The 14,658-nt window shown below is 32.7% G+C and carries 10 protein-coding genes and 1 pseudogene; 10 read left to right on the top strand and 1 reads right to left on the bottom strand.

What is annotated here, in order from left to right; all coding sequences use genetic code 11:
• Positions 1–40: 40 nt before the first annotated feature.
• The 10 genes and pseudogenes from azlC to ACFWM3_RS16630 all read left to right on the top strand — a co-directional run bounded on the left by azlC (position 41) and on the right by ACFWM3_RS16630 (position 13,717).
• Positions 41–760: an azaleucine resistance protein AzlC gene (gene azlC, locus ACFWM3_RS16675; protein WP_390312162.1), complete on the top strand. Its 720-nt coding sequence runs from the start codon at positions 41–43 to the stop codon at positions 758–760.
• Positions 757–1,089: a branched-chain amino acid transporter permease gene (locus ACFWM3_RS16670; RefSeq protein ID WP_056465752.1), complete on the top strand. Its 333-nt coding sequence runs from the start codon at positions 757–759 to the stop codon at positions 1,087–1,089. Before azlC ends, ACFWM3_RS16670 begins: the two co-directional genes overlap by 4 nt.
• An 18-nt stretch (positions 1,090–1,107) precedes the next feature.
• Positions 1,108–2,865, top strand: coding sequence for an adenine deaminase C-terminal domain-containing protein (locus tag ACFWM3_RS16665; protein WP_390312161.1), 1,758 nt, complete (start codon positions 1,108–1,110; stop codon positions 2,863–2,865).
• 467 nt (positions 2,866–3,332) lie between these two features.
• Positions 3,333–3,920, top strand: a pseudogene (locus tag ACFWM3_RS16660) (spore germination protein).
• A complete protein-coding gene (locus tag ACFWM3_RS16655; protein WP_056465747.1) occupies positions 3,907–4,356 on the top strand; it encodes a Ger(x)C family spore germination C-terminal domain-containing protein in 450 nt (149 codons plus the stop codon). Before ACFWM3_RS16660 ends, ACFWM3_RS16655 begins: the two are co-directional and overlap by 14 nt.
• A gap of 352 nt (positions 4,357–4,708) precedes the next feature.
• On the top strand, positions 4,709–6,826 hold the full coding sequence (locus ACFWM3_RS16650) for a HelD family protein (RefSeq protein WP_390312160.1): 2,118 nt from the start codon (positions 4,709–4,711) through the stop codon (positions 6,824–6,826).
• Between the two features lie 270 nt (positions 6,827–7,096).
• Positions 7,097–7,894 (top strand): ABC transporter ATP-binding protein, encoded by a 798-nt coding sequence (locus tag ACFWM3_RS16645; RefSeq protein ID WP_390312159.1) that lies wholly within the window; start codon positions 7,097–7,099, stop codon positions 7,892–7,894.
• A 2-nt stretch (positions 7,895–7,896) separates the two neighbouring features.
• Positions 7,897–9,531: a hypothetical protein gene (locus tag ACFWM3_RS16640; RefSeq protein WP_390312158.1), complete on the top strand. Its 1,635-nt coding sequence runs from the start codon at positions 7,897–7,899 to the stop codon at positions 9,529–9,531.
• A 423-nt stretch (positions 9,532–9,954) separates the two neighbouring features.
• Positions 9,955–12,408 (top strand): Ig-like domain-containing protein, encoded by a 2,454-nt coding sequence (locus tag ACFWM3_RS16635; RefSeq protein ID WP_390312157.1) that lies wholly within the window; start codon positions 9,955–9,957, stop codon positions 12,406–12,408.
• Positions 12,409–12,694: 286 nt separating this feature from the next.
• Positions 12,695–13,717 carry an NADH:flavin oxidoreductase/NADH oxidase gene (locus ACFWM3_RS16630; RefSeq protein WP_056465740.1) on the top strand — a complete coding sequence of 341 codons (1,023 nt, stop codon included), beginning with the start codon at positions 12,695–12,697 and terminating at the stop codon, positions 13,715–13,717.
• A gap of 118 nt (positions 13,718–13,835) precedes the next feature.
• On the opposite strand, the gene ACFWM3_RS16625 is transcribed toward ACFWM3_RS16630, so the two are convergent.
• Entirely contained in the window at positions 13,836–14,633 is a 798-nt protein-coding gene (locus ACFWM3_RS16625; protein ID WP_390312156.1) for a formate/nitrite transporter family protein, read from the bottom strand.
• Positions 14,634–14,658: the final 25 nt, after the last annotated feature.

Below are 14,658 nucleotides of genomic sequence, written 5' to 3'. Positions count from 1 at the left end.
GTTAAATTATAATAAATTTAACGATACAGGATGTGAAAGTATGAAAAAAGGAAACAAACTTTGGATGGCATTTCGCTCTGCTTTTCCACACACTATTCCCATTTTTGCAGGATTTTTATTTTTAGGTATCGCATATGGGATTTTTATGAATTCATTAGGATTCAGTGCGATTTATCCGATATTGATGGGGCTAACAATTTTTGCAGGATCCATGGAATTTATTGCAGCAAACTTATTACTGATGAACTTTAATCCACTTAACGCACTATTACTAACTTTAATGGTAAACGCGCGACATTTGTTTTATGGAATCTCAATGTTAGATAAATATAAAGGCACTGGTAAGAAAAAAATCTATTTAATTTTCGGACTTTGCGATGAGACTTTTTCGATAAATTATACCGCTGATATACCAGATAACGTGGATAAGAATTGGTTTATGTTTTTTGTTACATTCCTTAATCATTTATATTGGGTAATTGGCGCAGCAATTGGAGGAATTTTTGGTTCACTTGTAAAATTCAATACTAAAGGTCTTGAATTTGTAATGACTGCCCTTTTTGTTGTTATTTTCATTGAGCAATGGAAAAAAGAGACAAAACACATTAGTGCAATAACAGGGGTTGGTCTTTCAACCATTTGTCTTATTATTTTTGGTGGAAATAACTTCATTATTCCTGCGATGCTTTCAATTCTTATTACACTTAGTGTGCTTAGAAAACCATCTAAACCATCTAAGAAAGTCGAGGTATCCGTATGACGATGAATATAACACAGCAAATTATCACAGTATCAATGGTTGTTTTAGGTACAATGCTTACAAGATTTCTGCCATTTATCATTTTTCCACCGGGGAAAGCTACACCGAAGTATGTACAGTATCTAGGTAAAGTTCTACCGTCTGCGGTAATTGGACTATTGGTCATCTATTGTTTTAAGAATGTAAATGTATTTTCAGGTACACACGGTATTCCAGAGTTTATTTCAGTATTTGTTGTTGCGATTCTCCATTTATGGAAGAGAATGATGCTTCTTTCGATCGCAGGTGGTACGATTGTTTATATGATTCTTGTACAATTAGTTTTTTAACAAAATTGGGGTGAAATGATGAAAAATTATAGATGGAGTAATGAGCAAATTAGAAACCAAGTAAATGTTCTTGATGGAGTAATTAATCCGCAGATCGTCTTAAAAAATGCAACCTATTTAAATTCATATTTGAACCAATGGTTACATGCGAATATATGGGTTTATCAAGATCGGATTGTTTATGTTGGAGAAAATCTTCCGGAAAATCTAGATGAAATTGAAGTGGTAGATTGTGAAGGGCAATATTTAGTGCCAGGATATATTGAACCTCATGCTCATCCATATCAACTCTATAATCCTCTAACATTAGCAAAACATGCTGGACAATTCGGTACAACAACATTAATAAACGATAATCTGAAATTTTTCCTAGAATTGCCTAGTCAAGCTGCTTTTGAATTATTGAATGATTTTAAATATATACCAACAAGCATGTATTGGTGGTGCCGTTTCGATGCACAAACTGAATTACCGAAAAATGATGAGCTATTTAATTCGCAAGATGTTATGACTTGGCTCGAAAATGAATTAGTTTTACAAGGTGGAGAGCTTACTGCGTGGCCAAAGCTCCTAAATGGTGACGATCAGATGCTAACCTGGATACAGGAGACTAAAAAATTAAATAAGAAAGTCGAAGGACATTTTCCTGGAGCTTCAGAACGCACTTTAGCTAAATTAATGTTATTAGGTGCAGATTGCGATCATGAATCAATGACAGGAAAAGAAGTACTTTCGCGGTTAATGCAGGGCTATATGGTTTCATTAAGACATTCCTCGATACGACCTGATTTAGAAGTGCTTTTAAAGGAAATTAAAGAGCTTGGTATTCAAAAATTTGATCGTTTTTTCTTTACGACTGACGGTTCACATCCTTATTTCTATGAAAAGGGGATGACTGATGAATTAATCAAAATAGCAATACGTCACGAAATACCATTAATTGATGCATATAATATGGCAAGTTATAATGTAGCTTGCTATTATAATATGGAACATTTACATGGTTCAATCGCCACAGGAAGAATTGCAAATATTAATCTACTAGACAGTAAAGAAAACCCAACACCTCGAAGTGTTTTAGCAAAAGGTCAATGGGTCAAGAAAGATGGGAACCCTATCAATCAATATTTACCAATCGATTGGGAGAAATATCAATTCTCTAAACTAGATTTAAAATGGGCTATACAAAAAGAAGATCTGAGTCCTTCAAACTCATATGGTATAAACTTGATAAATAATGTCATTACAAAACCATATGAAAGTATGATTGATGTAGAAAGTGATGAATTATCATATGAACATGATGAATGTTTTCTTTTAATGGTTGGAAGAGATGGTTCTTGGAGATTAAACTCGCTAGTGAAAGGATTTGCTCAACATTTGGGTGGATTTGCAAGTTCTTATTCTGGTACTGGAGACATTTTAATTTTAGGCAAAAGAAAATCAGATATGTTGAAAGCTTTTGAAAGAATGAAAGAAATAGGTGGTGGCATGGTACTTGTAGAAGAGGACAAAGTTGTTCATGAAATAGCTTTAGCTTTAAAAGGTAGCATGTCTGAATTAGAAATGGACAGCTTAATCCAAATTGAGAAAAAAATGATTGAATTGTTAAAAGAAAAAGGATATAAATACGATGATCCTGCTTTTACGCTATTATTCTTTTCTGCAACCCATTTACCATTTATTCGATTAACTCCGAGTGGATTATATGATGTGAAAAATAAAGAAATTCTAGTTTCTCCAACAAAAAGGGAAACTTCACAAAAAATAATTTGAGGCAACTAACTTTAATAAAAAAATATAATATATTGCAGTATCTTAGGCATGAATCCGAAAATTAATCTGATTCATGCCTTTTTATTTGTTTGAGGTTGATGATCTAATTCTAATTTATCGTACAAAACGATCGAATTCTTATCGTTAAATTAGTATTTATTTCACAAACAATTTAATAAAAATTTCTTTATACACATTATTTAAACTCTCAATCATGAAATGCAGCAAAGATGCACATACTAATTAGGATAATTTTAGAGTCGTAATTGACAGGTTGATTTATCTAAAATAGTTCTAGTTTTTAGTAAAGGGATGAAATATTAAGTGGATCATTTAAATGGAAGAAACGAAAAAAATAAGAAAAATAATATCCATAATTCACAATAAATCCCAAAGGAAATATTAATGAAAACTTGGAAATCATAGAATCAATTTTCCCTACATCTGACCTTGTAAAAAAAATTCTAATGATTGATGAAAAGCCTGCACTTTTAATTTATTTATCTGGACTAGTAAATGACCAAAAAATTGATTCATTTATTAATAATATTATTTCGCAAAAAAAAGATTTCGAGATATTCGTAAATAATAATACGGAAAGTACGATTCGAATTCCTAAAATCGAAAAATCTATATTAGATGGTAAGAGCATTTTATTTTTAGACGGCATCTCATCTGCTTTTATTTATTCTACAGAGAATCCACCTCATAGAACATTCATGCCACCAAATATCGATAATTCGCTGAAAGGTTCAAGAATTTCTTTTGTTGAAACATATCAAGCTAACATTGCCTTGCTCCGTAGATTTATTCAAAATAAAGATTTTCGAACAAAATAAACTGAAATTGGAAATGAGAATAGAAGCATTGTGTCAATTGCTTATTTAGATCGTGTAGTTGATGAGAATCTCCTATTATCTGTAGAAAATAGAATTTCAGAAATAAAAGTAGATTCAGTGTTAAATGCAAATCAACTGGCTCAATTAATGGAGAGAAATCAATTTTCACCATTTCCGCAAATATTAACGACAGAAAGACCAGATGAAGCGGCATAATGAAGGACAATTAGCAATGTGGTTAAATGCGAAACAACACAACAAAAATGAAAATACAATCCCAAATAGCAGAATCAGTTTTTATATTACTGATATAAAAAGGAATGTAAAAAAAAAATATGATGGTGGTAAATACCAATTTACTATAAATCTCAAATTACCGGTAGCAATAACAGAATCTCCAATAAAATTAAATGACAATTCGCAAGGAAAGTTAAAAAAGGAAATAGAAAATGAATTACAAAAAGAACTAAATCAACTTGTTAAATCCTTCCAAAATGACAAGTTGGACCCAATTGGCCTCGGTCTTTTTGCTAGATCATTTAAATACTCAGAATGGAAAAAAGTAGAAGATAATTGGGTTGGTGCATTTCAACAATCAAAAATTAAGGTTAAGGTTAAAATTATTTTGGTTGATAAAGGGTTATCAATGTAAAGGAATTAAAGATTGAAATATGAAAAATTCATTTGATGAGGAATAAGATAAATAAAACATGATATTTTGGCTATTAAAAATAAAAAAAGTCTCGATTGTAGAATATGCCCTTTAGAGAAGAACCTAAGAAAACGTTAAGTCTCAGAAAGAAGATGATTTCTGTTTACTACAGGTTCATCTTTTTTATTTTACACTGCTTACGTATATGAGCTTTTGTAAATTTTTTGAAGTAAAACCAAATGATAAACAAATATTTTATTTTTTAAATCTCTTTACTTTTTAATATACTTCTTGATACAATAGCTTTCCGTCTGAAAATTCGGCTATTTATTTACATAAAGGGGGTAGAAAAATGTCTACACAACAATATAATGAAGAACTTCAGTATTTAAACACAATTTTATCTGAAATGGAACGGCAGCTTACAAAACTTGAAGGGATTCCCGTTTACACTGGAAGTGATGTAACCGAACAAGTGCTTGAAGGAATTCGAGAAACAAATCGAAGAAATCTTCGCTTAGCAAAAAACGAACCTTATTTTGGTCGAATGGATTTTCAAGAGGAGCATAAAGAGTCGGTACCAGTTTACATAGGAAAAGTAGGGATTTCAGAACAAGCGACAGAAAATCCATTGATAATTGATTGGCGTGCTCCAATTGCAAGTATGTTTTATTCATTTACAGGAGGAGACGAACTTGCTTATTATGAATCTCCTGAAGGAATTATCGAAGGTATAATCTATTTAAAACGAAATATAGTAATCCGCAAAAAAAATCTCCAACGCGTTGTAGATACATATGTAAAAGGCGATCAAGATGTATCAACTACTGATGATTTTCTTCTATATCGATTAAGTGAAAACAAAGATAATCGCTTAAAGGATATTGTATCTACTATTCAATCTGAACAAAATGATATTATCCGTTCATCCAAAAATACACCTTTAGTCATTCAAGGAGTAGCAGGAAGTGGAAAAACAACTGTTGCTCTTCATCGACTTGCATTTCTGATCTACCAATACCGTGAAACATTAAGGGCAGATAAAATGATTATTTTTGCACCTAATAATATGTTTCTAGATTATATTTCAAACGTTCTTCCAGAGTTAGGAGTAGGTGGCATTCAACAAACAACTTTTTCTGATTGGGCATTAAATACACTCGACCATGAAGTAAAACAAAAGGATTCATCAGAAAACCTAAACAAATGGTTCGCAACTGGTGCGAACCGCCCTGAAAATAACCATAATAGTCCAGGTAAATGGAAAGGCTCAACGCATTTTATGTCATATATTGATCAATGTATGGATAGATATGAATCCTCAGCTGTTCCTGAAAAAGATTTCAAACCATGGAAAAAAAGAATGATTGATAAAGAAACACTTAAACATTGGTTTAGTATTGAATATAAACATTATCCACTTGCTAAACGGAGAGAACGCATTGTTGCAAGACTTAAGAAATGGATCGATAATGAGCTAAAGGTTATTGAAGAAACTAACATAAGAAAAGAAAAAAAGAAAAAAGCAACTCAATATTTAAATTCTTATATGAAACAATGGCCAAAGCATACTCCACTTACTTTCTATAAATCTCTATTCACTACAACAAAGGATGCTTCGATTGTAGACGAAATACCAGCAGATATTATTAAATCTACATCTTTAAATTGTAAAAAGAAAGAGATGGATCAGGAGGATTTGGCTCCGCTAGTATATATTCACAATCGACTTTTTGGAATTGAGTCAAATCAAAAGTTTCATCATGTAATCGTAGACGAAGCGCAGGATTTTTCACCGTTTCAAATTGCATTATTAAAGCAGATGACAATTGGGAATTCGTTCACCATCCTAGGAGATTTATCCCAAGCCATTCACGAGTACCAAGGGATTAATACATGGGATGAATTTTTAGATGTATTCAATGAAAAAGAAGTAACCTATTACGAGCTAAATAGAAGCTATCGTTCCACAATGGAAATCATTCATTTTGCGAATGAGATTATAAAAAAAGCAAATATTCCTGTTAGCTTAGCAAACCCAGTATTTCGAAGTGGAGAAAAAGTTAACATTCTAGAAGTAGATCATACAAATCGGATTCAAGTCATAATTAATACTATCCAACAATTAAAAAAGGATAAAATGGATACAATTGCAATTATTGGCCGTACTGAAGATGAGTGTGCAATTTTACATAGTGAATTATCCGTAGCTGGAGAAGAACTATCTTTTATTCATTCAAAACAGAGAAAATACGAAGGTGGAATTTCGGTAGTACCGGTGTATCTTTCTAAAGGACTTGAATTTGATGCGGTACTACTTGTCGATGTAGATGACGTGCATTATGAAGAAACGAAACAAGACGCTAAGTTACTTTATGTTGGATGTACTCGAGCACTTCACAATTTGACTGTATTATATTCTGGAAATAAATCTCCACTAATTGAAAAATCACCAATTCAGACTGTTTAATTACAATACTCATTATTTTAACTAAGCGCTAAAATTAAACAGCATTTTCAATTATTTAATACAATATTAAAAGGGCATCGATTTTGCAGATCGGTGCTTTTTTATATTGACTCAAATGAATTTTCTAAAACTATTGAATCATTTTCAATTTCCTTAAAATAGACATATAATTCTTCTATTATTGTAATAAATCTCCTAAAATATGGTAAATCCTACTCTTTTCAATAAGATTAGTAGTCTATTAATATGGAAGTATTAAATAAAAAGTAGGTGACCATCATCGATACAAAACAAGAAGTCGTATTATGCTTAAAGGATCTAAAGAAGGACTATGGTGCAAAATCAATATTAAAAGGAATTGATTTAACTGTTCATCGAGGACAAATTATTGGCTATATTGGGCCAAACGGAGCAGGAAAAAGTACGACTATTAAAATTTTATTAGGACTAGAAGGGAATTACTCTGGAAAGGTTGAGATTTTTGGGGAGGAAATTTCGGATCAGCATGTTGAATATAAGAAGAGAATTGGTTATGTTCCAGAAATTGCTGAACTATACGATAATCTTACAGCTAGAGAGTATTTAACATTCGTTGGCGAGTTATACGGGATGGATTTTGACGAAGCTGATGAGAAGGCTATGAAGTTAATGAAGGTATTTGGTTTGGAGGAAGTTTACTTATCGCGAATTGCTTCTTTTTCAAAGGGGATGAGGCAAAAAGTCCTAATCATTTCAAGTTTAATACATAATCCTGACCTATTATTTTTGGATGAGCCACTTAGTGGGCTTGATGCAAATAGTGTAATGGTATTTAAAGAAATTCTAGACATTCTAGCTGCTAATGGAAAAACAATTTTTTATTCATCACATATTATGGATGTAGTAGAGAAAATAAGTAATCGAATTATATTGATCAATGATGGAAAAATCGTAGCAGATGGTAGTTTTAAAGAATTAAAGGAGCAAAATGAAGAAGGATCATTGGAACAGATTTTTAATCAGCTTACAGGATTTAATGAACATCAAGCTTTAGCTGAGGAATTCGTATCCATTGTTAAGGGGGGATAACGATGAAGGATTTCCCTATGTTAAAAATCTTAGACTTTTTTCGACCGCTATTTGAATTGTTTGGTGTTGAGTATCCAATCATGCGTAAAATTTTAGCGGTAAAATTAACAATGGATAGTCGTAGGACACCGACCATTTTTAATCAAAACAACAAGAAAACAAAGAAAGACGAAGAAAATGGAATCATAAAATCATTAGGAGTGTATGCTTTACTTAGTTTGATGCTCATTCCTTTAGTGCTTCTTGGAAAAAGTTATGTATATGAAATGAGCGCTTTTTTTGGCATTATTATGTTCCTCATCATGACATCAATGATCTCGGATTTTTCAAATGTCTTACTTGATGTGAAAGATAAGGGAATTCTACATACAAAACCAATTGGAAAAAAGACGATTACTGCTGCAAAAATGGTACATATATCAATCTATCTTATATTAATAACAACATCAATTACAGCTTTGCCAGTAATAGTTGGGACATTTAGACACGGATTATTATTCTTGTTTTTAGCAATCGTAGAGCTTCTTCTCGTCAATTTATTTATAGTTGTCTTAACGTCGATTATCTATTATTTCATATTAAGATTTTTTGATGGTGAAAAGTTAAAAGATATTATCAATTACGTCCAAATCGGACTATCAATTTCAATTGCTGTAGGTTATCAACTTGTTGGTAGAGCATTTAGCTTTGTAAATCTAGATATGTCATTTTCGCCAACTTGGTATCATTTTCTTATTCCCCCTATTTGGTTTGGCGCGCCATTTGAGTTAATTTTAAATCGTAACACGAGTACATATCTTATTGGATTTTCTATTTTAGCAGTTATAATCCCTATTATTGCGATCATGTTCTATAGTTTATTGATCCCATCCTTTGAGAAAAATCTTCAAAAATTAACAAATAATAGTGGCATTAATCGTAAAAAAGACAGTAAGTGGAAGAATTGGCTGTCTAGAGTAATTTGTAGTAATAATGAGGAAAAGGTATTTTTTAAATTCGCAGATAATATGATGCGAAATGAAAGAGAATTTAGACTAAAGGTTTATCCATCATTAGGATTATCAATCGTTCTCCCATTCGTTTTCTTATTTAATCAACTACAAATTTATTCTTATCATCATTTAGTATTAAGCAAGAGTTATTTAACGATTTATATGTCTTGCTTAATCATTCCGAATGCAATCGCCATGCTAAAATATTCCGGGAAATATAAAGGAGCTTGGATCTATAAAACAGCGCCAGTATCAAACCTCGCACCATTATATAGTGCAACTTTAAAAGTATTTATCGCAAATCTATATTTTCCTGTCTATTTAATTTTAAGTATAATTTTTATCGGAATCTTTGGTATTAAAATAATTCCTGATATATTAGTTGTTTTTGTAAGCTCAATTTTATATACCGTTATTTGCTCAAATTATCTTAAAGGATCACTCCCATTTTCAGAGTCGTTTGAGGATGCTCAACAAAATTCTGGTATTAAAATAATGATTGCCTTAGTTTTAGGGGGGATTTTGGCCTTAATTCACTGGGGAATAACGTTTATTCCATTTGGTGTATTGATTTATTTAGTATTGTTAATTATTGTGACGTTCTTTTCATGGAAACATGCTTATAAAACGATTTGGAATTTTTGAAACGAAGAAATTAAAGATTAATAGTTATTATAGTTTCTAATTATGATTTTTTTGTTCAATTAAATGTGATTTATTTGAACAGTAAAAATGTAATGAAAAAGTAATTCTTTTTTTATGCAGTTCTTAATTATTATGGAACTATTTAAGAAGAACTTATCAATCAATCTAATAATATTAAAAGGACTGTCAAAAAAAAATGACAGTCCTTTTTAATATTCAAACTATGAACTTTAATTCAAGTGAGCCTAATGAGAAGAGTGAGTAAATCATCTTGGAAAACTCCATATTTAACGAGTTTACTTCTAAAGAAATAAAGATAATTTCACGTTTTAAATAAATAATTACTTTTTACCATTGGATTCTAGAAGTTATATAATTCAGTCAAATTTATTGCTATACTATGAAATGGGGAGCTGAGCAAACATGAAAACTCGATTTTACTTATTCGTCCTGATTATATTATTAGTAGCACAATTACCAAACAATGCTGTAGCTGAAGCGGTGGACAAAAAAGTTTACGTTTACACGGGAAGTGACACAAATGAAATAGATGGACAACTTAATTCATTCAATGAGATTCATCGGTATGAGATTACACCGGATGCCTCTGGTGAAATAGCAGTTTATTCTATTTCACCGATAGCGAAGACTAGTGCGTACTTTTACGATGAAAATGGCAAACTTGTTGATGCGGTTCGAAATCCGTCCGTTTTTAAGGTCTCAAAGGGAAAAACGTATGCGTTAGAAATCCGTGGTCCTATCAATATCGATTATCCGATTTCGTATCAGTATAAAATCATTCTACCTACTGATCAACCGACTTGGAATCAAGTCTACGAACCAAATGATGTAAAAGGCCTTGCTTATCCTCTTCAAAGCGGAGAAACCATTTCAGGCTATATCGAAGACGCTTACGATCGTGATGTGTATAAAATAACAGTAGAAAAATCAGGTGAATTATTCGCTGCAATATCCGGTGTTTCACAGACACTCGATTATGGAATCTGGTTGGAAAATGAAGATGGAAGCAAGTGGTATTTAGATGACCAAACGACTTATGGTAATTCAATCGATGAACTCGTTGAACCAGGTACATATTTTATAACCGTTACACCACCGAATACCAATCATTCAAAAGAAGTTGACTACAAGCTAGAAGTCTCGTTTCCGACAAATGATGAATTTTCTCAAAACGCCGAGGGTGAACCAAATAATATAAGACAGCAAGCAACTGAATTATTACCCGATGTTGAGTATCACGCATCCTTTACCAATTCATTTGACGTTGACTGGTACAAAGTGAGTGTACCTGAACGTACTCGAGTCGTTTTAGACACTCAGAGTGCGGATGTCGAAATCGTCAATTCAAATTTTTATTCTAGTGTATCGACGGATGAAAACTATCCGTACGATGGTTATTTATTGCCGGGTACGTATTATGTGAAATTCAAAAGAAAAAACGATGCAATGAAAAACGGGATGTATACGATTCGACGAACTGATGTCCCAGAGTCAGACGAGTGGACGAATGGAAAAAATCCTTCATTTATTAATTTTGATCAAGTCTATGACGGGAAAATGGACTATTTACATGATCTTGATTTTTATTCGATTCCTAAAGTTGATCGAAAAGGGATTCTTCAACTACGATTTCGTTCTAATTTTAATGAACAACTTGATCTTCGAATGACTTATTATTTACAACCAACGTTTGTGAGAGAAGAAGGGGACGAGACTGTTTATACCTATTTGATTAATGAAAATATCTATCCTTATAAGTTGACCGTTCAATCGCCAAACGGAGAGTATGGTCGTGATCAAGACTATAATTTAAAAGCAACCTTTCAACCTTATGCAACGGTTGATCAGATATACAATAATGGAAAAACAGTAAGTGGGCAGACTCTACCAAACGTTCATATTCATTTTTATACGTTTAATCCACTCGAAGCCCAAGAGAAACTTGCTGGAGTTGGTGAAAGTGACGAAAACGGGCATTTCTCTGTCCCAATACAGGGGCATGTGTACAGCACCTATCTCAGGATGCGAATAGATGAATTACAAGTGCTAAATGGTAATACAGGTGAAAACGAACTATTTATCCCTATTAAAGACGTTACAATTCCAACAATCAAAGAGGTAGAAGAAATGTCAGACCGAACAAATGGGATGCTTGGAAAAGGAGAACCTTATTCAACCATTACATTTACGGCAAATAGTAAAATCATCGCCACAACCACCGTTAAAGAAGATGGAACATATTTTATCAATTATCCGATACAAAAAGCGGGGACAATAGTCTCTATTCAGGCGAAGGATCATAGTGGGAATGTTTCGCCACCAATTAAATTAACTGTGAAAGATAAAACACCTCCTGCGAATCCATTAAAACCTTATGCAACTGATTATGAAGGGAAAGTAACTGGAAAAGGAGAACCAGGGGTTACAGTTCTTGTTTACTCGATGCATCCTAGTAAACTAATTGGCTCAGGCACTGTCTCATCGGACGGTAGTTTTATAATTCACATTCCGAAGCAAAAAGCAGGGACAGAACTGTATGTGAAATTTAAAGATAAAGGCGGAAATTATTCGGGTCAAACATATCTGACCGTGATCGATAAAACACCTCCAACTTTTACAATGAGTAAAAAAATTGTAAAAACAAAAAAATGGTATATGCTTTCAGGAAAAACGCAACACCATGTGGAAATTGAAGTGAGAAAAGGTACAAAATTAATTGCACACAATTGGTCAAGTGTTAGAGATGCAGGGTTTGATTTATACATTCCTCCACAAAAGAAAGGACAAATCGTTACCATAATAGCAAAAGATCTCGCTGGAAACAAATCAAAGCCACTTTCTTTTAAGATCAATTGAAGTATATAAACTATATTAATAGTAATCAAAAAGTTAAAGATTTTTAAAAATAAAAGTTGAGGATTGAATCCTATAGTATTTAGGACTTAATCCTCTTTTTTGTCAATTTCTTTTATAATAATTCAACCAATACTAAATAATAGAAGGTATTTCGTTTTCTACCTTTTATTTTATATTTCTTGGGTAAGATAAATGAATGAGTTGAGCAATTAAATAGAACTTTTGAATTGATTGGGATAATATGGGATTGTAGCTTAAATAAAAAGTATGTGAGAGGACGTTGACTATGTCTAATTTATTCAAACCATTCAAATACAAAGGATTAGAATTAAAAAATCGTGTTGTAATGCCACCTATGTGTCAATATTCAGTCCATTTAAAAGATGGGATTCCAACAGATTGGCATTTCGTTCACTATACTAGTCGTGCAATCGGAGGTACGGGTTTAATCATTATCGAAATGACAAATGTTGAAGATCGAGGGCGCATTTCAGATTATTGCCTAGGAATTTGGAGTGATGATCATATACCAGCATTTAAGCGCATTATCGATGAATGTCATAAATATGGTGCAAAAGTTGCGATTCAAATTGCTCATGCAGGACGTAAAGCAGAAGATGCTCCAATTCCAGTGTCCTCTTCACCAAAACCTTTTAACGAGAAATCAAAAACTCCACATGAGTTAACAACTCTAGAAGTGAAAGAAATGGTTGAAAAGTTCAAAAAAGGTGTAGAGCGCGCGGTTCTTGCAGGGGTTGATACGATTGAGCTTCACGGAGCACATGGATATCTTATCCATCAATTTGCATCTGCATATACGAATCAAAGAACAGATGAATATGGTCAAGATAAATTTTTATTTGGAAAAGAAGTCATTAAAGCAGCTAAAAGTGTAATGCCAGCTGACATGCCACTTATTATGCGAATTTCTGCGTTAGAATACGTGGATGGAGGCTATGGACTAGATTATTCTGTCGAAATGGCTAAGGCATTCCGTGATGCAGGTGTCGATCTATTCCACGTTTCATCTGGTGGTGAAGGTCCAATCGGTTCAGGAGGTAGACCTGGATCTCATCCTGGATATCAAGTCAAATTGGCTGAACAGATTAAAAAAGAAGTAGAAATCCCTGTAATTGCAGTAGGTAAATTAGATGATGCAAATCTTGCAGAATCTATACTTGGAAATGAAGAAGCGGATTTAATCGCTGTTGGTCGTGGGATGTTAAGCAATCCTTATTGGGCGAATGAAGCTTCTATCCTTCTTGAAGGGAAACCTTTGACTCCAAAACCTTATGAAAGAGCATATTAAGAATAAAATATGAAAAGTACGCTGATTGACCAGCGTACTTTTTGATTTAATGAAGCTATAAAACTTGGTTAGTTTTTAGATATGTAGACAAAGTTCTAAATTTAGATCATTAAAAACCTTATTTTGAATTTACTTCATCAAAAAATGGTTTGTTAGCAAAATAATACATAACTGCCATCATAAATTCTCCACCAATTAGATTTCCAATCGTAACAGGAATTAGATTTCGAATCATACCTGAAAAAGAAATAGTGGAAGGATGATCAATTACAAGTGCTATTGCAAAGGAGCACATATTGGCAACACTATGCTCATAACCGGACATAAAAAAACAAAAAACAAATAACATCATCGCAGTAATTTTTGTTAGATTTTCAGTTTCACCAAAAGACATTGGGATGAAAAAGGCAAGACACACGAGCCAATTACACAAGATGCCCCTTGCGAATAAATGAAAAATTGAATTATCTATTTTATGTTCGACAACTGATAATAGAAATGCACTTGAGTCAGGAGCATCAAAAAGTCCAGTAGTATAAATGATAAAAGCAAAAAGACAAGCCCCCAAAACATTTCCTACATAACTATATATCAATAACTCTAAAACTTTAGGCCACTTCATTTTATCTCTCAATGCAGCATATGTGTAATAAAATGTATTCCCGGTGAAGAGATCTCCACCACCATACCAAATTAACACAATTGCTGAACCAAATGTTAATGCTGCGATTGGGTAAGCAACAGGAGAATTAACTAAGAAAAAGCCGTTTCCTGTCTTGAAAGCTACCATTACACCGAATCCAATAAACATACTTGCAAGCATACTTCTTAATACGTAGCGGAGATGGCTTTGTTCAAATATTTTTAATTTCTTTAAAGCCAATTTTTCAACTTCTAAAAGTGGTTTAGTTTCCATGGTATCACCCCTTTTTAATTTGTCC

Origin of the sequence: Gottfriedia sp. NPDC058432, from assembly GCF_042721555.1 — a bacterium.
Lineage (GTDB): Bacteria > Bacillota > Bacilli > Bacillales > Bacillaceae_G > Gottfriedia.
Note: the sequence above shows the minus strand (reverse complement) of the source record. Positions and strands in the feature narration are given on the sequence as shown.